We start from the raw sequence: 19,295 nt of genomic DNA, 5'->3' as shown, positions 1-19,295 counted from the left end.
GAGGAGCGTCCGTGCGTCGGCCGCCGGCGAGTCCCGACCGCGCACCCTCCTTTCTTGCACCCCGCCGTAACTGCCCCGGAGGAGAACGAGCATGAGCCGCAGCGACGTCCTGGTCGACGCCGACTGGGTCGAGGCAAACCTCGACAACACGGACATCGCCATCGTCGAGGTCGACGAGGACACGTCCGCGTACGAGAAGAACCACATCAGGAACGCGATCCGGATCGACTGGACCCAGGACCTCCAGGACCCGGTCCGCCGTGACTTCATCGACCAGGAGGGCTTCGAGAAGCTCCTGTCGGCGAAGGGCATCGGCAACGACACCCTGGTCATCCTGTACGGCGGCAACAACAACTGGTTCGCGTCCTACGCCTACTGGTACTTCAAGCTCTACGGCCACGACAACGTCAAGCTCCTCGACGGCGGCCGCAAGAAGTGGGAGCTGGACGCCCGCGAGCTGGTCGAAGAGGTGCCCGAGCGCCCCGAGACCACCTACCGGGCCAAGCCGCAGAACACCGCCATCCGTGCCTTCCGCGACGACGTCGTGGCGGCCATCGGCTCGCAGAACCTGGTCGACGTCCGGTCGCCCGACGAGTTCTCCGGCAAGCTGCTCGCCCCGGCCCACCTGCCACAGGAGCAGTCGCAGCGTCCGGGCCACGTGCCGAGCGCCCGCAACATCCCGTGGTCGAAGAACGCCAACGACGACGGCACCTTCAAGTCGGACGAGGAGCTGAAGGCCCTCTACGCCGACGAGCAGGTGGACCTGGCCAAGGACACCATCGCCTACTGCCGCATCGGCGAGCGCTCGGCCCTGACCTGGTTCGTGCTGCACGAGCTGCTCGGTGTCGAGAACGTCAAGAACTACGACGGCTCCTGGACCGAGTACGGCTCCCTCGTCGGCGTGCCGATCGAGCTGGGCGCCAACAAGTAACCCCACCGACCCGACCTTCTGGTCAGACCCCCTCTGGAGAGAGACATGTGCGGAGCGAAGGCCGGCGGCCCGGACGCCTCGACGATCAAGCCCGGTGAGACCACCATCCAGGGTCAGGTGACCCGCGACGGCGAGCCGGTGACGGGCTACGTCCGGCTGCTCGACTCGACCGGCGAGTTCACCGCGGAGGTCCCCACCTCCGCCACCGGACAGTTCCGCTTCTACGCGGCCGAAGGCACCTGGACCGTCCGCGCCCTCGTGCCCGGCGGCACCGCCGACCGCACGGTCGTCGCCCAGCAGGGCGGCCTCGCGGAGGTCGCGATCGCCGTCTGAGACGGACGCGAGCGACACAGCCGCACGCGGACAGGCCGCAGGGCCGCACCTCTCGGGTTGGACACCTGGGGTGCGGCCCTGCGGCCTGTCCGGGCTCCTGCCCCGCGGCCTGCCCGACACCTGTGCGAACCGTGCCGGACCGCCCCGTCCGACCTACCCTGGACGTATGTACGCCCGCCGTCGGCACGCCTACTTCGCCATGATGGGCACCTGCGTCGCGCTGTTCGTCCTGGCCTGGGGCGTCGTACGCCTCTGGTCGGTTCCCGTGGCCGTCGGGATGTGCGTGGTCGCGATGGTCATCCCGCCGCTCGCCGCGATCGTCGCCAACCGGCGCGGCCCCGAGGACCGCTGGTGGGACGACCCGTCCGGCGATCCCAAGTCCGACGAGTGGTGGGACGAGCTGGACGGGAAGAAGCGGCACCAGTAGGCAGACGGGCTTGCCCCCCACGAGGTCGTCCACCGTGCTGCTCGACGCGCACGAGCCGACCGGGTGCTCCCCGCGTCCGCTCGGACACGAGGTGTGCGCCGAGGCACCCGACGGGGTCCGAGACGGGGCGGGCCGGCGCCGAGGGCGCGCGGCTCGCCGAGTACCGGCCCCAGGACGACGTACGGGTGCTGCTCGCCCCCTCGGGCCACCCCGTTCCGCCGGTGGGTGGAGACGCCTCAGTACACGAGCGCCTGGGTCTCGTCCGCCAGCGCCTCCTGCACGAACACCTGCGCCCCGGCGATCCGTACGCCCTCCAGGACGTCCTTCTCGGTGATGTCCCGCCGGGCCGCGCACTGCGTGCACAGCGTGACCCGGCCGCCCCGCAGGAGGGAGTCGAGCAGGTCGGGCAGCGGGGCGGCATGCGGCAGTTCGAACTCGGCGGCCCGGCCGGGCAGCGCGAACCAGGCGGACTCCCCGGTCAGCCACAGGGAGACCTCCACCCCGCTGGCCACCGCCACCGCCGCCACCGTGAACGCCTGGGAACACCGTTCGGGGGCATCGGCCCCCGCCGTCACCTTGATCACGAGTTTCTTGGCCATGCCCGAATCGTAATCACCCCCACTACAACTCCCCGTGTTGACGACGAGTCATCTGTGGAGCGCGCATACGGAACGCGCGCTTCACGTTCTGAGGGGGGACGTTGTGGAAGAACCCGTAGGGGCTGCGGAACCGGAGGGAGAGCCGGCCGACGAGGCCGCTCCCGCGCCCCGGCCCCGCCGCCGGGGCCGTACCACGCTGCTGATCGCCGCCGCCGCCGTGCTCGGCGTCGTCGCCGGCACCTGCACCGGCTACCTGGTCCAGGCCGGCCGGGAGCCGACGAAGCTGCCGCCGCTGTCCCAGCCGGTGCTCGCCCAGGCGAAGGGGCCCGGTCCGGAACCGCTCTCCGCCGCGCGGGACAGCGGCCTGCGGACCGACGGTGACCTGCGCAAGCTGCTGCTGAAGAAGCCCAAGGGGGCGAAGGACGCCGCGTGGACGGACGGCGACGGGTGGCAGAACCTGCCCGGTTACGCCAACAACTTCAAGAGCCCCGACGGCGCCTTCGCCAACCTGGTCGGCGAGGAGTTCCGCCGGGCGGCCGTCACCGGCTGGGAGATGGACAGCGAGTACAGCGTCGAGATCCGGCTGGTCCAGTTCCGGCAGGAGGAGAAGCTGGCCGCCGCCGACGCGAGCATCGACGGCCAGTACTGGGCCGAGGAAGAGGGCGAGTCCGACAGCTGGGTGATCCCGGGCACCGGCGACGGGAGGGCGTACGTCTACAAGGCGGTCGACGACACGCGCCTGCGGTCCGCGTCGGCGCACGCCTGGCGGGGCGACATCGCCATGGAGCTGTGGATCTACAGCTCCAAGCCCATCACCAAGAAGTTCGTCATGGACCTCGCCGAGAGACAGATGGAGCAGCTGTGAGCGAGCAGGAGACGTCTGCGACGGAGCCGCCCCCGGAGACGCCCCCGCAGACCCCGGCGTCCCCGGGAACGCCCGCGTGCGCGCCGACCCCGGCCTCCGCCGGAACGCCCACGTCCGCGGCACCTGCCGGGCCCTCCGGGATATCCGGGTCCCCGGACGCGGCCGGGTCGCCGGACGCCGCCGTGGCCACGGCGACCCCTGGGTCCGGACAGCCCGCGGCATCCGTGCCGCCCGTAGCATCCGTGGAGCCCGCCCCGTCCGGACAGCCCGCCGTCTCCGTGGAGCCCGCCGCGTCCGTGGAGCCCCCGGCGTGCGGGCCGTCCGAGACGGTCCCGGCGGCACCGCCGACAGAGGCATCCGCTCCCGGCAGGCGGCGGCTGAGCCCGCGTCGGGGCGCCCTGGTCGCCGGGTCCGTGCTCCTCGCCGGGGCCGTGGTCGCCGGTGTCGGCACCACGGTCGTCGTCGTCCGGGACGCCGACCGGGACGCGGGCACGCCGACCTGGGAGTTCCCCGAGGCCACGGCGGACGAGCCCGAGGCGGCCCGCCGGCAGGGCCTCGCCGGGATGCTCGTGCCGTACGGCGGCACCGGAGGCTGGAGGCGGGGTCCCGACCTCGGCGAGTTCGGCTCCGACGTCCAGCTCAGCGGGGCCCAGGCCACGGCTCTGCGCAAGCAGTCGCTGAGCGATCTGCCCCGGTCCCAGCGCAGGCGGCTGGAGAAGCAGATCGACAAGCAGCGCATCAAGGGCATGGCGATGCGCAGCTACTACAACCACGCGGCCGACACCTACTCGGACAACGCGGACATCTACACGGTGAGCGTCGTGCTGTCCCAGATGGAGAGCAGGGCCGCCGTCCGCGAGACGGCCACGTTCCAGAGCGAGTTCCTGGACGCCCTGGACGTCTTCCGCGACGGCCCGGAGATCAAGGGGCACAAGAACGCCAAGTGCTTCCTCCCGCCCAAGGGCCACGACAGCGGCCTCACCACCATGCTCTGCTCCGCCTACGTCGGGAACATCCTGGTCAGCGCCACGGCGGACGGAGTGGAGCCGCTCGACACCAAGGACGTCGCGGAGTTCCTGCGCACGCAGCTCGACCGCATCGCGGAGCCCGGGGAGGCGGTATGACCGAGCAACAGCAGCTTCCGGAAGGAGCGGAGGCTCCGAAGGCCCCGGAGGTCCTGGGTCCCCCCGAGCCGGAGCGCGTCCCCGAGGAACCCACCGGGGCGTCCGCCACCCCGCCCCGCGTCCCGGCTCCCAAGGACCGCCGGGTCCTGCGGGCCGTGCTGCGGTGGACCGCCGCCGTCGCCGTCTTCGCGGCGGTCGGTGCCGGGTCGGCGTACGGGATCGTCGGGATGGAGCGGACGGACGTGCCGGGGCTGGCGACCGGGTCGGACGGGCGCTGGCCCTATCCGGTGCTCAGCAGGCCGCCGCTGCCGTCGGGGAGCCCGGGACCGTTCGCCGCGACCAACGTGGCCGGCGCCCACCACGCCGACCTGCGCGCCCTTCTCCTGCCCGCGCCGCGGGGCGCCACCGAGGACCGGGCGCTGCGCGGGAGGGACGGCTGGCTGGCGACGAAGGACTTCCTCGCGGAGTACGAACTGAAGGAGGACCGCGAGGAGCTGGACCAGAAGCTCCTCGACCGCGGGCTGCGGCACATCGCCGCCCGCGGCTGGACCACCGAGGACGGCACCCGCACCCGTGTCTACCTGCTCCAGTTCAGGACCGCCGCCGTCGTGGACAAGCTGATCGCGACCGAGGCCGTCGCCTTCGCCGATCCCGTCCACCAGGTGCGGGGCGCCGCCGAGGCGGTGTACGACGAGACCTTCCCGGAGCGGGCCGCGGTGTCGGGCGTCCAGCGCTTCCCCTACGCCGAGAACAAGCCGTACGGGCCGGAGCAGGTGCGGTTCGCCCATCTGGCCGCCGGTGACGTGTACGCGTTGATCATCCAGTCCCGCAAGGGTGGCGCCGCGGCCGTCCCCTTCCAGCAGACGGTGACGTTGCAGGGTCAGCTGCTGGGGTGACGCCCGCGAGGGCCCACCTCGCCAGGAGGGCCGGTCCCCGGCCGCGTAAGCTGGGGCCCGGCCCTGTTGTACGCCATCCCGAACCACGCTCATCCGAGGAGCACCCCGTGGAGATCTTCTTCGAAGCCCTGCTGGTCCTTGTCTGCGTCGGCGTCCTCGCCTTCGCCGGGCTGACCGTGAAGAAGCTGTACCAGGGCCAGCGCTGACCCACGTCTAGGAAGTGCCATCGATGATCGAGATCCCGTCCGACCTCCACAAGGACCTCGTCCCCCTCGCCTTCCTGCTGGGCACCTGGGCGGGCGCGGGCGTGCACGACTTCCCCGGCTCCGAGAAGTGCAACTTCGGGCAGGAGGTCACCTTCACGCACGACGGCCGGGACTTCCTGGAGTACCACTCCCACACCTGGGTCCTGGACCAGGACGGCGGCAAGGTCCGCCCCCTGGAGTCCGAGTCCGGCTTCTGGCGGATCGACGCCGACCGCAAGGTCGAGGTGACGATGGTCCGCGACGACGGCGTCGTCGAGATCTGGTACGGCGAGATGGCCGACAAGAAGCCCCAGATCGACCTGGTCACGGACGCGGTGGCCCGCACGGCCGCCTCCGGCCCGTACACGGGCGGCAAGCGCCTGTACGGCTATGTCAAGAGCGACCTGATGTGGGTCGGCGAGAAGCAGACCCCCGAGGTCGAGCTGCGCCCGTACATGTCGGCCCACCTGAAGAAGGTCGTCACCCCGGAGGAGGTCGAACGCTGGGCGAAGGCCCTCCCGGACGACATGCCGGACGACGGCATCGCCTTCTTCAAGTAGGCGGGCCCGCGCCGAAAGGGTCCTAGACTCTCCGGTGTGGTGAGCACCGACTGGAAGAGCGATCTGCGGCAGCGCGGTTACCGGCTGACCCCGCAGCGGCAACTCGTGCTCGAAGCCGTGGACACCCTGGAGCACGCGACCCCCGACGACATCCTCGTGGAAGTGAGGAAGACGGCGTCGGGGGTCAACATCTCCACCGTCTACCGCACGCTGGAGCTGCTGGAGGAGCTGGGGCTGGTCAGCCACGCCCACCTCGGGCACGGGGCGCCCACGTACCACCTCGCCGACCGGCACCACCACATCCACCTGGTCTGCCGTGACTGCGGCAATGTGATCGAGGCGGACGTGGACGTGGCCGCAGAGTTCACGGCCAAGCTCCGCGCGACCTTCGGCTTCGACACCGACATGAAGCACTTCGCGATCTTCGGCCGCTGCCAGGACTGCGCGGCCGGGGCTGCCGAGGGTGCGACCGGAGAGAGTCCGCCGGCCGAGTCGTAGGCTTACCCCATGAAGAGCCCTCTGCTGTCCCTGCCCGGCGCCGTCCCCGCCGAGGGCGTGGACGAATGCGTCGCCGGCCACTACGGCGACCTGTTCCGCGAGCAGCGCGCCCTCGCCGAGGGCACCGGTTTCGTCGACCTCTCGCACCGCGGAGTCGTCACCGTCTCCGGTGACGACCGGCTGAGCTGGCTGCACCTCCTGCTCACCCAGCACGTCAGCGATCTGCCCACGGGCCGCGCCACCGAGGCGCTGATCCTCTCCGCGAACGGCCACATCGAGCACGCGCTCTACCTGGTGGACGACGGCGCGACGGTCTGGGCCCACGTCGAACCCGGCACCCAGGAGGCGCTGATCGCGTACCTGGAGTCGATGAAGTTCTTCTACCGTGTCGAGGTCGCCGACCGGACGGCCGACACCGCGGTCGTGCACCTGCCCGCCGGCTCCATCGCCGAGGTCCCCGAGGGGGTCGTCGTCCGCGAGACGGCGTACGGCCGCGACCTGTTCCTGCCGCGCGCGGACCTGGAGACCTACGCGGCGGCGTCCGGCCCCGCCGCCGGGATCCTCGCCCACGAGGCGCTGCGCGTCGAGCAGCACCGGCCGCGCCTGGGCTTCGAGACCGACCACCGCACCATCCCGCACGAACTGGGCTGGATCGGCACCGCCGTGCACCTGGAGAAGGGCTGCTACCGCGGCCAGGAGACGGTCGCCCGTGTGCAGAACCTGGGCAAGCCGCCACGCCGGCTGGTCTTCCTGCACCTGGACGGCAGCGAGGTCCACCTGCCGCCCGCCGGCACCGAACTGCGTCGCGCCGACGAGGGCCCCGACGCCCGCAGGATCGGCTTCATCACCACGTCCGCGCGCCACCACGAGCTGGGCCCGGTGGCGCTGGCCCTGGTGAAGCGGAACGTCCCGCTGGACGCGCCGCTGCTCGCCGACACCACGGCGGCGGCACAGGAGGTCGTCGTCGAGCCGTAGCCCCCGGGTCACATCTCGATGTGCGCCCGGGTCACATCTCGATGAGTACGGTGAAGGGGCCGTCGTTCGTCAGCGACACCCGCATCTGCGCGCCGAAGCGGCCCGTCGCCACCGTCGCGCCCAGCGCGCGCAGCCGGGCGACCACCTCGGCCACGAGCGGCTCGGCGACGGAGCCGGGGGCGGCCGCGTTCCAGGTGGGGCGGCGGCCCTTGCGCGCGTCGCCGTAGAGCGTGAACTGGCTGATCACGAGGAGCGGGGCGTCGACGTCGCTGCACGACCGCTCCTCGCTCAGCATGCGGATCGACCACAGCTTGCGGGCCAGCTGCGCCGCCTTCTCCTCGGTGTCCTCGTGGGTGACGCCGACGAGGACGCACAGCCCCTCGCCCTCGATCGACCCCACGGTCTCGCCGTCCACGACGACGCTCGCGCCGTCCACTCTCTGCACCACCGCACGCATGCCCCCCATCATGCCGTGCCGCCGTCCGACCCCTGAGGGGGCTTCTTTTTCGCTCCTTAAGCGACCATCTGGGCCGTTCGGGGGCACTCGGTCACCTTGGGACCACTTGGGGTGGCACGATGCTTCCCACACGCCGGTCGAGGGGACGGGTTGAGCACATGAGCACACCGACCACCGGGCAGCTGGGCCTGACCACCCAGCGTCCGCCCGTGCAGCGCACGGACAGTCCATCCTGTCCGCCGCCCACGGAGCCGCCCGCACACGACCTGCCCCGGCTGAGCCTGCCCGAACTGCGCACCCTGCGCCGGGACGCCCAGCGCGACGAGGCCGATCTCAGCTACGTACGACGGCTGCTCCAGGGCCGTATCGACATCCTGCGCGCGGAGCTGGCCCGGCGTTCTCCCGCCGGTGCCGCGTCCGTCGTGGACCGCCTGCCGGAGATCCTCACCGACGCCCCGGCCCGGCACCGCTCCTCCGCGCGCCACGTCACGCTGGGCACCCCGCAGAGCGAGGAGTACCGGCGTCTGGCGTCCGAGATGCTCTCCGAGGTCGAACTCTCCGACCTCGGCGCCCGCACGGACCCCGAACTGAACGAGGCGATGGCCCGCCTCGTCGGCTACGAACACCAGGTCTCCCGCCGCCGTCAGCATCTCCAGCACACGGCCGACAGGTGCGGCAAGGAGATCACCCGCCGCTACCGGGACGGCGAGGCCCAGGTGGACGACCTCCTGGTGTGACCGTTCGCGCCTCTCCGGACGTTCGCGGGACGCGGCGCGAAGCGCCGCGAGCGGGGCTGGGGCGCGGTGGCCGAGGCGGGACGGGAGGGGTGGGGCGGGGGCCGGAGAAAATACCCCGCACCCCCGCGCCGCCCCACCTACCGTGGCGTCATGACCACCACCCCCGTCGGCATAGACGTACGCCGGATCACCGACGCCGAACTCCCCGCCTGGATGCGGACCGCGAAGACCGGCTTCCTCCGCCCCCCGACCGTCACCGAGGCCGACATCGCGGCCCGCCGCACGGCCCACGTCGGCTCCCGTACCTACGGTGCCTTCGACGCCGGCCGGTGTGTGGCCACCTTCCGCTCCTTCCCCCAGGAGCTGACGGCGGTCGGCGGCACCGCCGTCGCCGCCGACGCCATCTCCAACGTCGCCGTCCTCCCCACCCACCGGCGCCGCGGCATCCTCAGCCGTCTGATGGCCGAGGACCTGACCGCCGCGAAGGACCGCGGTGACGTCGTCGCCACCCTCATCGCCGCCGAGTACCGCATCTACGGCCGCTACGGTTTCGGGCCGGCGACCAGCGCCGCCGAGTGGACGATCGACGTACCCCGCACCGGTCTCGACCCGAACCGGGCGGGCCCCGAGGACGGCGGCCGTGTCGACCTCGTCGACACGGAGGAGGTCCGCAAGATCGGGCCCGAGCTGCACGAGCGGCTGCGCCGCGGCCTGCCCGGCGCGGTCAGCCGTACCGACGTGTGGTGGGAGTCGGACACCGGCGTGCTGCGCGTGTTCGGCGATTGGACCGAGCCGTTCTACGCCGCCTACCGCTCGGTGGACGGCGAGGTGCAGGGGCTGGTCTCCTACAAGTCGGACGACAACTGGGGTGACGCCAAGCAGCCGTTGAACACGGCGACGGTGGACTGGCTGATCGCGACCACCCCGGCCGCGGAGCGCGCCCTGTGGCGCTACCTCTGCTCGATCGACTGGGTGACGCGGGTCAAGTCGGGCCCGCGTTCCCCCGACGACCTGCTCCCGCACTTCCTGCCGGACCCGCGGGCGGCGGGCATCACCACGCAGGCGGACTGGCTGTGGGTGCGGATCCTGGACGTCGTGCGGGCCCTGGAGGCGCGGACGTACGCCGGGGCGGGGTCGCTGGTGCTGGAGGTGACCGACCGCGCCGGGTACACCGGGGGCCGTTTCCTGCTGGAGGCCGGTCCGGACGGGGCGTCCTGCACGCCGACCGGCCGCGGCGCCGATCTCACCCTGGACGTGGCCGCGCTGGCCTCGCTCTGGCTGGGCGACACGTCGGCGTCGCGGCTGGCGGCGCTGGGGCGGCTGGGAGAAGAACGAGCGGGCGCCGCCCTGGAGGCCGACGCCCTGCTGCGTACGTCCGGGCGCCCGTGGTGCCCGGACATGTTCTGAGTGCTCCTCCCTGCCGGCTGTGCGGTCGTGCGTCCGTAGCTGTTCAGTTGTGGCTGTGCTGGTACGGCTGTTCAGTTGTGGCTGTGCGGCGCTCTGAAGTTGTGGCTGTGCGTCGGTGTCGGCCGTCCGGGCTCCCGGCTCCCCTCCGGAAGGGGGCCCGGCTGGCCAACCGTCTGGAAGTTTGACCATGTTGTGGAAGTTGGCAGCCAACTTCACTGTACTTATTTCCGCTTGGAAGCGGCCTATAACCATCTCTCCTTGAACTGCCGCAAGATGGCGGGAAGTTGTACTGTTTGGCCGTGGAGCCGGAACATGCCTCCGTCAAGGGGCGGAACGGGCCGGAGCGGTCGCCGCGACCGCGGCGGTCCCCCCGTGACGTGGCCGACGAGCTGCGCGCCCGGATCAGGGCCGGTGCGCTGCGGCCGGGTGAGCGCATGCCCACCCAGGCCGCGCTCGCGCAGGAGTTCGGTATCGAGCGCGGGGCGGTCCGCCAGGCCCTGCGGATCCTCCAGTCGGAGCACCTGCTCACCAACGTCTCCAAGGGCGCGCCGGCGACGGTCGCCCCGGATCTGGGCGCCGCAGCCCTGCTGACCGGCCCCGGAGCCTCGCCGCAGCCCACGATGGCGGCGCTGACGCCGCGCATCGCCGAGGCTTTCGCCGCCCCGCACGTCGAGATCGACGCCCTGTGCCTGACCGCCGTATCGCTCACGCTCGCGATCGGTGAGCCGCTGCGCCGGATCCACGCGGGGGAGCTGAAACCGGCCAAGATCGATGTCAGGGTGCTGCTGCCGTCCCGCGACATCGACCTGGCGTTCCCGACGGCGGTGGACGGCTCGGCGACCGAGCGGCTGCAACGGCACTGGCTCGCCCACCGCAACGCGCAGGGCCAGGTGCTGCGGCACAACCTGCTGACGCTGCGCGCCACGCACGGCATCGACGTCCGGGTCCGCTTCCGCGCGCTGCCCTTCACCCCGCCGGTCAAGCTCTACCTCCTCAACGGGACGGAAGCGCTGTTCGCCTACTACACGGTCAAGCGGCACGAGCAGCAGATCGACCACGAGCAGTTGGAGATGTACGACGCCGAGGGCACCCGCTCGGTCCTGTTCGCCTTCGAGCAGGGCGCCGGAGCGCGTGACACGACCTTCGTGGAACAGTCGTTGCTCTGGTTCGACGCCCTGTGGGAGACGATCAGTTCGGAGCTGGTGCTCACCGGCTGAGCGCGGAGCCGGTGCTCACGAGCTGAGCGCGGGCCCGGTGACCAGGAGGGCGAGGATCACGGCGCCGGCGGAGCTGAGGGTCGGCCGCCTGGCCCGGATGCCGACGGTGAGCAGGAGCAGGCCGACGGTGCCGGCGGTGCCGTACCTCCACTGGACGGTCTGTTCGAGGACGGCGGCGAGGAGGGCGAGGGCGGGCATGGTGTTCCTCCCTTCGGAGGCGGGAAGCGCGGGGAGGCGCGGAGAGCAGAACGTCCGCCAACTCTGCCAAGTTGGCAACCAACTTTGACTATGTTGTCCCCACTTGGTGACAACTGCTAAACAACTTTCAGGTAACTCCCGCCAGATGGATCGAAGTTGTAGCGTTTGGTCGTGACTCAGGAGAACGTGGCCGTGAACGGCAGCCGAAGGCTTTCGCCGCAGGAGATCGCCGACGTCCTGCGCGAACGCATCCGTGCCGGCGACCTCAAGGCCGGTGACCGACTGCCCACACAGGCCGAACTCGCCGACGAGTTCGGCGTGGAGCGCGGTGCCGTGCGCCAGGCCCTGCGCGCCCTCCAGGACGACGGTCTCCTCACCAACGTGAGCAAGGGCAGCCCTCCGCGCATCGCGGAACAGACGTCGGCGCCGGACGAACCCCAGCCCACGATGGTGGGCCTGGCCCCCCGGCTGACCGCGGCCTTCTCGGCCGAGCACGTCCGCATCGACGCGGCCTGCCTCACCGCCGAGAGCCTCATCCCGGCCCTCAGCGAACCCGTCCGGCTGATCCACGGCGGCAGCCTCCGCCCGCGGAAGATCGACGTCCGCATCCTGCTGCCGTCCCGCGACATCAACCTCGCCTTCCCGGTCCGGGTCGACGCCCGCGGCAGCGGCGATCCGGTCCACGAGCGCTGGCTGGCGATGCGCAACGCCCAGGGTCACGTCCTGCGCCACAACCTGCTCACCCTGCGCTCGCAGGGCATCGAGGTGAGCGTGTCCTTCCGGGCGCTGCCCTTCACCCCGCCGGTGAAGCTGTACCTGCTCAACGGGGAGGAGGCGCTGATGGCGTACTACATGGTCATGCGGCGCGAGGAGTCCACCGACGACGGGATCCTCGACATGTACGACGTGCTGGGCACCGAGTCGCTCCTGTTCTCCTTCGAGAAGGCGACCGGTGCGCGCGACGCCGTCTTCGTGGACGAATCCCAGAAGTGGTTCGACGCCCTCTGGGAAACCATCACCTCGGACCTGACACTCTCCTAGTGACCTCTGACACGACGCGGAACGGACAGGTGACATCCGAGACCGATGACGAGGGGACCGTGGCGCTGGGCGCACTGCTCGCGCCCGCCCGCGTGGTCCTGTGGGACTTCGACGGGCCGATCTGCCGACTGTTCGCCGGACACTCGGCGGAGCGGGTGGCCCTCGGCCTGGTCGAGTGGCTGGAGGTGCGGGGCCTGCGCGGACTGCTGACGGACGGCGAGCGGGAGTCGCCCGACCCCCACGCCGTCCTGCGCGCCGTGGACCTGCGCCACCCCGGCAGCGACCTCGTCGCGGAGCTGGAGGAGCGCCTCACCCAGGAGGAGCTGAAGGCCGCCGCCTCGGCGATGCCCACGGCCTGGGCCGACCCGCTGATACGCACCCTGACGGCGGTGGGCCGACGCCTGGCCGTCACCACGAACAACTCCCCGCGCGTCGTCACCCGGTACCTGACGAGCCGCGGCCTCACCTCCTGCTTCCTTCCCCACGTCTACGGCCGCACCCGCGACCTGCACCTGCTCAAGCCCGACCCGGACTGCCTGAACCGGGCCCTGCGCGCCATGGGCACCGCCCCGTCCGCGGCCCTGATGATCGGCGACGCCCCGTCGGACTGCCTCGCCGCCCGGCGGGCCGGTGCGCCCTTCCTCGGATACGCGCGCAACAAGAGGAAGGAGGAGCTGCTCAGGGACGCGGGAGCGACGCACGTGGTGAACTCGCTGGAGCCGGTGCTGGCGGCGGTGCGGAGCCGGGCCCGAGCCCGTCGGACCTGAGTCGTCGTCACGAGGGCGGCGGCGGCCCCGACGGCCGCACCGTTGTGCCGGGCGCGGACGCCCACGCCGACCCCGTCGGACCCGGGGAGCACCTCGCCGAGTAGGCCACGGGTGTGCGCTAGCATGCCCGGACCGCGCGGGGAATCCCTCTCCTCCATCCGTGGGAGAAGGCGAACAGGCCGGTCTCGCACGATCCGGCGGGGACGAGGGCACGGACCACCCGTTCGGCCACTTCGCCGCCCTCCCGTTCGTTCGTCGCCCCTCGCGGCACTTAACGTTTGCCTTACCCATCCGATCACGTGTGAGTAACCGGAGCGGCCAGTGGTCGAGCCCTTCGTGCCCCGGGACCCTAACGGGGTTCGACCCGCCGGTGACCCGTCGGACGCCCTGCTCCGGCGCTTCGTGGCGGTCGCCGAGTCCACCGCCGCGACCAGCGGGCACCACCACAGCAATCACGTGCTGCCGCTGACGGAGGACGTGGCGGCGCTGCTGGGGCGGGAGGCCGGAACGCCGGTGACCGTGCGGATCCCGCGTGCCGACGCGCTGCCGGTGGTGATCAGGACCTGGCGGGACGAGGCCGCGGTCCTCGACGCCGTCCACGAGGTCCTTCCCCACGTTCCCGAGTGCCTGGTCAGGCGCCCGGACTTCGCCGTCCACAGCTATGTGGAGGGCGTCCCGCTCTCCGCCGTCTGCGGGAACGGCAAGCCCGTCGACGCCCTGCTGACCGAGGCACTGACCGAGCTGCTGTGCCGGATGACCGAGGTGCGCCGGTCGGCCCTGCCGCCCCTGCCGGCCGACTGGCCGAGCAACCACACCGACAGCCAGGGCTTTCTGAAGTCCCTCGCGCGCCTCGCCGACCGGCAGATCCGCCGCCCCAACCGGGACCGTTTCGGCGGACTCTTCAAGGCGCTGGGCATCCCCGAGGACGCCCTGCTCGACCTCGCCGACCGGATCCCCCCGATGGCGCGGCGGCCGTACAGCCTGCTCCACGCGGACCTGCACCGGGACAATCTGATCATGCCCTACGACGGTTCCCCGCCGCTCGTCTGCGTCGACTGGGAACTGGCCACCTACGGCGATCCGCTGCACGAACTCGCCACCCACCTGGTGCGGATGCGGTACCCCGCCCACCAGTGGCCCGAGGTGGTCGAAGCGTGGGCGCGGGCCATGGGGCGCCACCGCCCGGCCGCGGTCAACGGCCTCTCCCGGGACCTGCGGCACTACCTCGACTTCGAGCGGGCGCAGTCCGTCTACCCGGACATCATGCGGGCCGCGCGCGCCGTCCAGGGCCCCTTCACCGAGCAGAGCCTGGACGAGGCGACCGCGGAGGTGGGCCGGGCCCTGGGGGCGGCGGCGGAACCGCTGCGGCTGAGGAGCGTGCCGTCCCGCGGCGAGATCGAGGGCGCCCTCTTCCGATGGCTGGCGTCACGCGGCGACGTGGGCGGCCGCTCCTGGGCCGCCAAGGCCTACGGCTGGCGGCCCGACCCGCGGCTGCCCGAGCGGGACGGCTTCCCCGCGGCCGCCGTCCGCGAGGCCCTGCTGGCGGAGGGCGCCGCCCCGGCCGACCAGGTGTTCAAGGGCACCGCGCACCTCAACTCCGTCGTCCGGGCCGGGAATCCCGGAGCGTTCGTGGTCGTACGGCGCAAGCTGCCGAACGTCACACGGCGGGAGCCGAGCTATCTGAGCGAGCACACCGTCCTGGAGGCCATCCAGCGCTCCCGGGCGAGGGTGGCCGCGCCACGGGTGCTCGCTCTGGGCGAGAGCTACCCCGACGAGCCGTTCGCGATCCACACCTACGTCGGACCGCCCAGGCACCCCGTGCACGGACTGCTGCCGCACGAGGCGGACGCCCTCGTCGACCAGCTGTGCGAACTCACCACGGTCGACCACAGCCTGGTCGAGCCGGGGGCCGACAAGGTCGACTTCCACCGATGGCTCACGGAACAGCTGGCCGGCCTCGTGCGCGGGCTGCCGAAGGAGTCCCTGCAACTCGCCCGGACCCTCGGCCTGCCCGACGACGAGCGGCTGCGGGAGCTGCTGTCCCGGCACCGGCTGAGCCGCCGGGAGCCCGCCCTGCTGCACGGCGACCTCAACCCGTGGAACCTGGTCCGGCGCCCCGACGAGCTGGCGCTCACCCTCATCGACTGGGAGATGGCCCTCGTCGGCGACCCCCTGTACGACCTGGTCCGGCACATGCACCTGACCCCGACCAGAGCGGAGATCAGGCAGCGCATGTTCGCGCGCTGGGAGAGCAGGCTCCCCGCGCGGTACACGCGGGACTGGCGCGCGGACTGGCGGGTCTACCGGTGGATCGAGATCGTCCGCTCGGCCTACATCGACCTCGACCGGCTGCGGACCGGCGCCGGCCTGGACGCCCCCAACGTCCGCCGCGCCGTGGCCTCCTACCCCGAGACCCTCGCCGCCGCGACCGCCTCCCTGGGCCTGCCCCTGCCGGCCACCGCGAACCCGTTCCTGGCGCGGGCGTTGGCGTGACGGCCGCTGCCGTGGCTCCCGTGCCGGCGGGGCCTCACGCCTTCAGGAGCACCTTTCCGACGGGCTGCCGACTCTCGACGGCCCGGTGTGCGGCCGCCGCCTCCGTCAGCGGGAAGACCCGGCCCACCACCACCCGCAGCCGTCCGGCCGCCGCCTCCTCGAGGGCGGCCGTCCGCAGCCGCCGTACGTCGGCCTCGCCGAACTGCGCGTCGGCGATGCCGAAGAGGGTGACGTCCCGCCGCTTCGCCTCCTCCGGGTCGACGGGGGCGAAGCCGCCGGTCGGGGCGCCGTGGGCGGAGAAGCGGCCGCCGTCGGCGGCCAACGCGAAGGAACGGGCGCCGAGTTCCCCCCCGACGCCGTCGAGGACGACGTCCGCGCCCGACCCGCCGAGAGCCGCCCGTGCCGTCTCGGGCCAGTCCTCGGCCGAGACGTCGACGACCGCGTCCGCGCCCAGTTCCCGCACCAGCGCCACCTTTCGCCCGCCCCGTGCGCAGGCGACGACCCAGGCACCGCGCGCCTTCGCCAGCTGCACCAGCAGCGTCCCCATCCCGCCCGAGGCGCCCAGGATCAGCACCCGGTCGTCGGCGCGCACGCCCGTGACGCCGAGCAGGCCCTGAGCGGTCACCCCGTCGTGCGCCAGGGCCGCGGCCGTTCGCAGATCGACGCCGTCCGGGACCGGGGTGAGGGAGGTGACGGCGGCGGTCGCCCGCTCGGCGTAACCGCCCCGCACGAACGCGGTCACCCGCCGGCCCCGCCAGCCGTCCGCCACCCCCGCGCCGACCGCGGCGACCGTGCCGGAGACACCGCCGCCGGGGACGTACGGCGGCTCGGTGTCGAAGTGCTCGCGGCCCCAGCCCGCGCGGATCTGGGTCTCCACGAAGATCGTGTCCACGTGGTCGACCTCGATCAGGACCTCGCCGGGTCCGGGGACCGGGTCGGGCAGGTCGGCCGTCTCCAGGACCTCCGGCCCGCCGAACGCCTTGACCTGTACCGCTCGCATGACGACTCCCCACTGTCGCATCGGATGCATGTCCGGGGAGAGCCTGCGACCTCGACCGGACTTGAGGTCAAGGCTCGACCGGAGCGGTCGTAGGCTCGGCCCATGAGCGAGACCGGGCTGCGCGAGCGCAAGAAGCGGCGGATGTACCAGGAGGTGTCGGACATCGCCGTCCGGCTCTTCGTCGAGCGGGGCTTCGACGCGGTGTCCGTGGCGGAGATCGCCGCCGCGGCCGAGATCTCGAAGCCGACGCTGTTCCGGTACTTCCCGGCGAAGGAGGACCTCGTCCTGCACCGGTTCGCCGACCACGAGCGGGAGGCGGCCGAGGTGGTCGCCGCGGGGCGGGCGGCAGGGGTCGCCCCGCTGGCCGCCCTGCGCCGGAACTTCCTCGACGGGATCGCCGCGTCCGACCCGATCACCGGCGTCAACGACCACCCCGAGGTCCGCTCGTTCTGCGCCCTCCTCTACGGCACCCCCGCCCTGGTCGCCCGCCTCCACGCCTACCTGGAGCGGTCGGAGGCCGCACTGGCGGAGGTGCTCGGCGGCGACCTCGACGCGCGGCTCGCGGCGGGGCAGATCGTCGCGGTCCGGCGGATCCTCGCCCAGGAGAACTGGCGGCGGATCGAGGCGGGGGAGCGGGTGGCCGACGTCCGGGCGGAGGCGCTGGCGGCGGCGGAGCGGGCGTTCGCGGCGCTGGCGGCGGGGCTTCCGGCACTGGCCTGAGGGACGGGGCGGAGTTCCCGAGCCGGTGCGAGTCGGACTAATAGAACGCGCCCACCACGACGCCTGCCGTGCCGCGCTCGCCGCGATGCGCTCGGGCGCCGACCGCCGGGTGGTCACCGGCGAGGAGGTCTCCGCCTCCGGTGCCGACACCGAAGCCCTCGGACACCGCCTGCGCGGTCGGGCCAAGGCCCGTCGCGGCGACCCTCGTCAAGGGCCTTGAGTACGACCATGTCGTCGCCGTGGAACCCGCCGCCGTCGCGGAGGCCGGGCAACGCGGCCTGAACCACCTGTACGTGGTCCTGACCCGGAGCGGTGTCCCGCCTCGACGTGGTGCGCGCGCGGGAGCTTCCGTGGGAGGGGTGGGACGGGGCATCCTGGCGTCAGATGCTGATCTTCCTCGACGTGGACGGCCCGCTGATCCCCTTCGGCGGCCCTGACCCGTACCCGCGGTACGGCCCGCCCGCCCCCAACCCCCTCCTCTCCCGCCTCGACCCGGCCCTCGGCCCCCGCCTGCTGGCTCTCGGCTGCGACCTGGTGTGGGCCACGACCTGGGGCGAGGACGCGAACACGGTCGTCGGGCCGCGGCTGGGCCTGCCGCCGCTGCCCTGTCTGCCGGTGCCGGACCTGGCGGAGGACCCGCCCGCCCCCGGCGTGCACTGGAAGACGGGGCCGGTGCTGTCCTGGGCGGCGGGCCACCCCTTCGTCTGGCTCGACGACGAGATCACGCCCGCCGACCGCGACTACGTGAGGGCCACCCGTCCGGTCCCCGCGCTCCTCCACCGGGTGGACCCCCGACGGGGCCTGGACGGGCGGGACTTCGAGACGGTGGAGGCCTGGTTGCTCCGGCCGTCGCTCACGTGAGGTCGTACACGGTGACGTCGGTGAGCCGGACGAATCCGAGGCGCTGGTAGAGGGCGTTGCTGGTGGGATTGGCCGCGTTCGTGTACAGCACGACCTCCTCGGCCCCCGCGGCCAGCGCGGCCCGGCTCACCTCGGCCGTCACGGCGCCCGCGTAGCCGCGGCCGCGCAGGTGGGCCGGGGTGTAGACGGGGTCCACCCGGACCTGGCCGCCGACCATCGGATTCACGCCCGCCATGGAGACGGGCGTGCCGTCCGGGGTCTCCCAGTAGGTGTAGCGCTTCTCCGCGAAGCGGGTGCCGGCCCAGGAAGCGGCGTCGATGGTGACGGCCTCCTCGACGTCCGCCGCGAACTCACGGCACCAGCCCATGAGGTGCTCGTGGTCCTCCTCGCCCACGAGCCGGCCCCGGCCCTGCGGGTGCGGCTCCGGCGGGGTGAGCGTGCCCAGGCGGTACAGGTGGAGCCGGACGCGGACCGTGGGCGTCGCGCCCGTGTGCCGTCGCCAGGCCTCGGCGAACGCGGTGGCGGTGTCGTGGTCGGCCGTCACCCAGGGCAGGGAGTGCCCGAGGGAGACCAGGTGGGCGGCAAGGGCGTCGGCCTGCTCGGGCCGGAGAGAGGTGACGCTCAGACCGCGGGACGGGAGGCGGTAGAAGGTGGCGCCGACCTCGCCCCCTCGCTCCAGCCTGCCGAACAGGACCCCCTCGGTGCCCTGTGTCCGCAGCTTCTCGGTCACCGACAGCGGCGTGGTGTGCAGGGCGGGGCGGGAACGCAGGAACTCTCCGGCCCGGGCGAGGAATTCGTCGACGTCTTCGGTGAGGTGCCAGTCATCGGTGCGCATGCCCCATCCTCGCGCGGGCCACTGACAACGGCGCCCTCGCCCTCTTCGACCAGGTCCAGCCATCCTGACCACCAGGCGCGAGGGCACCGGCAGCCCGCCGTGGAAGGCG

23 protein-coding genes and 1 pseudogene are annotated in these 19,295 nt (G+C 72.5%); 18 read left to right on the top strand and 6 right to left on the bottom strand.

Going from position 1 to position 19,295, the window contains the following annotated elements; all coding sequences use genetic code 11:
• The first annotated feature begins 91 nt into the window (after nucleotides 1-91).
• From ACFYO5_RS31370 to ACFYO5_RS31360, 3 genes are all read left to right on the top strand, one after another.
• Nucleotides 92-931 (top strand): sulfurtransferase, encoded by an 840-nt coding sequence (locus ACFYO5_RS31370; protein WP_356569028.1) that lies wholly within the window; start codon nucleotides 92-94, stop codon nucleotides 929-931.
• A 45-nt stretch (nucleotides 932-976) separates the two neighbouring features.
• The gene (locus ACFYO5_RS31365; RefSeq protein WP_004986406.1) at nucleotides 977-1,264 is read left to right on the top strand and encodes a DUF1416 domain-containing protein; all 288 of its coding nucleotides are present in this window, start codon (nucleotides 977-979) and stop codon (nucleotides 1,262-1,264) included.
• 166 nt (nucleotides 1,265-1,430) lie between these two features.
• The gene (locus ACFYO5_RS31360) at nucleotides 1,431-1,691 is read left to right on the top strand and encodes a DUF3099 domain-containing protein (RefSeq protein WP_388715171.1); all 261 of its coding nucleotides are present in this window, start codon (nucleotides 1,431-1,433) and stop codon (nucleotides 1,689-1,691) included.
• Between the two features lie 236 nt (nucleotides 1,692-1,927).
• On the opposite strand, the gene ACFYO5_RS31355 is transcribed toward ACFYO5_RS31360, so the two are convergent.
• Nucleotides 1,928-2,290: a DsrE family protein gene (locus ACFYO5_RS31355; protein ID WP_356569032.1), complete on the bottom strand. Its 363-nt coding sequence runs from the start codon at nucleotides 2,288-2,290 to the stop codon at nucleotides 1,928-1,930.
• Between the two features lie 103 nt (nucleotides 2,291-2,393).
• Here ACFYO5_RS31355 and ACFYO5_RS31350 point away from each other — a divergent pair, with 103 nt between their 5' ends.
• The 6 genes from ACFYO5_RS31350 to ACFYO5_RS31325 all read left to right on the top strand — a co-directional run bounded on the left by ACFYO5_RS31350 (nucleotide 2,394) and on the right by ACFYO5_RS31325 (nucleotide 7,453).
• A complete protein-coding gene (locus tag ACFYO5_RS31350) occupies nucleotides 2,394-3,155 on the top strand; it encodes a hypothetical protein (RefSeq protein ID WP_388715168.1) in 762 nt (253 codons plus the stop codon).
• 242 nt (nucleotides 3,156-3,397) lie between these two features.
• Complete coding sequence (locus tag ACFYO5_RS31345; RefSeq protein WP_388715165.1) at nucleotides 3,398-4,279, top strand: hypothetical protein; 882 nt, start codon at nucleotides 3,398-3,400, stop codon at nucleotides 4,277-4,279.
• On the top strand, nucleotides 4,276-5,175 hold the full coding sequence (locus ACFYO5_RS31340) for a hypothetical protein (protein ID WP_388715162.1): 900 nt from the start codon (nucleotides 4,276-4,278) through the stop codon (nucleotides 5,173-5,175). The genes ACFYO5_RS31345 and ACFYO5_RS31340 overlap by 4 nt, the downstream gene beginning before the upstream one ends.
• Before the next feature lie 229 nt (nucleotides 5,176-5,404).
• Nucleotides 5,405-5,980, top strand: a complete 576-nt coding sequence (locus tag ACFYO5_RS31335) for an FABP family protein (RefSeq protein WP_388715159.1) — start codon at nucleotides 5,405-5,407, stop codon at nucleotides 5,978-5,980.
• A gap of 36 nt (nucleotides 5,981-6,016) precedes the next feature.
• Complete coding sequence (locus tag ACFYO5_RS31330; protein ID WP_356569036.1) at nucleotides 6,017-6,478, top strand: Fur family transcriptional regulator; 462 nt, start codon at nucleotides 6,017-6,019, stop codon at nucleotides 6,476-6,478.
• A gap of 9 nt (nucleotides 6,479-6,487) precedes the next feature.
• A complete protein-coding gene (locus ACFYO5_RS31325; RefSeq protein ID WP_388715155.1) occupies nucleotides 6,488-7,453 on the top strand; it encodes a YgfZ/GcvT domain-containing protein in 966 nt (321 codons plus the stop codon).
• A 31-nt stretch (nucleotides 7,454-7,484) separates the two neighbouring features.
• Here the strand turns inward: ACFYO5_RS31325 and dtd are convergent, their stop codons facing one another.
• Nucleotides 7,485-7,910: a D-aminoacyl-tRNA deacylase gene (dtd, locus tag ACFYO5_RS31320; RefSeq protein WP_356569040.1), complete on the bottom strand. Its 426-nt coding sequence runs from the start codon at nucleotides 7,908-7,910 to the stop codon at nucleotides 7,485-7,487.
• Between the two features lie 158 nt (nucleotides 7,911-8,068).
• Between dtd and ACFYO5_RS31315 the strand changes: the two genes are divergently transcribed.
• From ACFYO5_RS31315 to ACFYO5_RS31305, 3 genes are all read left to right on the top strand, one after another.
• Nucleotides 8,069-8,647 (top strand): aerial mycelium formation protein, encoded by a 579-nt coding sequence (locus tag ACFYO5_RS31315; protein ID WP_388715152.1) that lies wholly within the window; start codon nucleotides 8,069-8,071, stop codon nucleotides 8,645-8,647.
• A 150-nt stretch (nucleotides 8,648-8,797) separates the two neighbouring features.
• Nucleotides 8,798-10,054 (top strand): GNAT family N-acetyltransferase, encoded by a 1,257-nt coding sequence (locus ACFYO5_RS31310; protein WP_388715149.1) that lies wholly within the window; start codon nucleotides 8,798-8,800, stop codon nucleotides 10,052-10,054.
• 293 nt (nucleotides 10,055-10,347) lie between these two features.
• The gene (locus tag ACFYO5_RS31305) at nucleotides 10,348-11,271 is read left to right on the top strand and encodes a GntR family transcriptional regulator (RefSeq protein WP_356569046.1); all 924 of its coding nucleotides are present in this window, start codon (nucleotides 10,348-10,350) and stop codon (nucleotides 11,269-11,271) included.
• Nucleotides 11,272-11,286: 15 nt separating this feature from the next.
• Here ACFYO5_RS31305 and ACFYO5_RS31300 read toward each other — a convergent pair whose 3' ends face one another.
• Complete coding sequence (locus ACFYO5_RS31300) at nucleotides 11,287-11,469, bottom strand: hypothetical protein (RefSeq protein ID WP_356569048.1); 183 nt, start codon at nucleotides 11,467-11,469, stop codon at nucleotides 11,287-11,289.
• A 165-nt stretch (nucleotides 11,470-11,634) separates the two neighbouring features.
• On the opposite strand from ACFYO5_RS31300, the gene ACFYO5_RS31295 reads away from it, so the two are divergent.
• The 3 genes from ACFYO5_RS31295 to ACFYO5_RS31285 all read left to right on the top strand — a co-directional run bounded on the left by ACFYO5_RS31295 (nucleotide 11,635) and on the right by ACFYO5_RS31285 (nucleotide 15,770).
• Nucleotides 11,635-12,510: a winged helix-turn-helix domain-containing protein gene (locus tag ACFYO5_RS31295; RefSeq protein WP_356569050.1), complete on the top strand. Its 876-nt coding sequence runs from the start codon at nucleotides 11,635-11,637 to the stop codon at nucleotides 12,508-12,510.
• A gap of 29 nt (nucleotides 12,511-12,539) precedes the next feature.
• Nucleotides 12,540-13,277: an HAD family hydrolase gene (locus tag ACFYO5_RS31290; protein WP_388715145.1), complete on the top strand. Its 738-nt coding sequence runs from the start codon at nucleotides 12,540-12,542 to the stop codon at nucleotides 13,275-13,277.
• Nucleotides 13,278-13,613: 336 nt separating this feature from the next.
• Nucleotides 13,614-15,770 (top strand): phosphotransferase, encoded by a 2,157-nt coding sequence (locus tag ACFYO5_RS31285; protein WP_388715142.1) that lies wholly within the window; start codon nucleotides 13,614-13,616, stop codon nucleotides 15,768-15,770.
• 34 nt (nucleotides 15,771-15,804) lie between these two features.
• On the opposite strand, the gene ACFYO5_RS31280 is transcribed toward ACFYO5_RS31285, so the two are convergent.
• Nucleotides 15,805-16,770 (bottom strand): zinc-binding dehydrogenase, encoded by a 966-nt coding sequence (locus ACFYO5_RS31280; RefSeq protein ID WP_388715140.1) that lies wholly within the window; start codon nucleotides 16,768-16,770, stop codon nucleotides 15,805-15,807.
• Between the two features lie 102 nt (nucleotides 16,771-16,872).
• Here ACFYO5_RS31280 and ACFYO5_RS31275 point away from each other — a divergent pair, with 102 nt between their 5' ends.
• Nucleotides 16,873-17,490, top strand: coding sequence for a TetR family transcriptional regulator (locus tag ACFYO5_RS31275; protein ID WP_388715138.1), 618 nt, complete (start codon nucleotides 16,873-16,875; stop codon nucleotides 17,488-17,490).
• A gap of 37 nt (nucleotides 17,491-17,527) precedes the next feature.
• Here ACFYO5_RS31275 and ACFYO5_RS31270 read toward each other — a convergent pair whose 3' ends face one another.
• Nucleotides 17,528-17,701 (bottom strand): hypothetical protein, encoded by a 174-nt coding sequence (locus ACFYO5_RS31270; protein ID WP_388715340.1) that lies wholly within the window; start codon nucleotides 17,699-17,701, stop codon nucleotides 17,528-17,530.
• Between ACFYO5_RS31270 and ACFYO5_RS31265 the strand changes: the two are divergent.
• A pseudogene (locus ACFYO5_RS31265) lies at nucleotides 17,682-17,844 on the top strand (ATP-binding domain-containing protein); the annotation flags it as partial. The gene ACFYO5_RS31270 and the pseudogene ACFYO5_RS31265 overlap by 20 nt on opposite strands.
• Before the next feature lie 30 nt (nucleotides 17,845-17,874).
• A complete protein-coding gene (locus ACFYO5_RS31260) occupies nucleotides 17,875-18,351 on the top strand; it encodes a hypothetical protein (protein ID WP_388715337.1) in 477 nt (158 codons plus the stop codon).
• On the opposite strand, the gene ACFYO5_RS31255 is transcribed toward ACFYO5_RS31260, so the two are convergent.
• Nucleotides 18,344-19,186, bottom strand: coding sequence for a GNAT family N-acetyltransferase (locus ACFYO5_RS31255; RefSeq protein ID WP_388715135.1), 843 nt, complete (start codon nucleotides 19,184-19,186; stop codon nucleotides 18,344-18,346). The two genes, ACFYO5_RS31260 and ACFYO5_RS31255, sit on opposite strands and share 8 nt — an antisense overlap.
• Nucleotides 19,187-19,295: the final 109 nt, after the last annotated feature.

The sequence above is a fragment of the Streptomyces sp. NPDC006259 genome, from assembly GCF_042870975.1.
Classification (GTDB): Bacteria; Actinomycetota; Actinomycetes; order Streptomycetales; family Streptomycetaceae; genus Streptomyces.
This window is presented reverse-complemented; position numbering and strand designations above follow the sequence as displayed.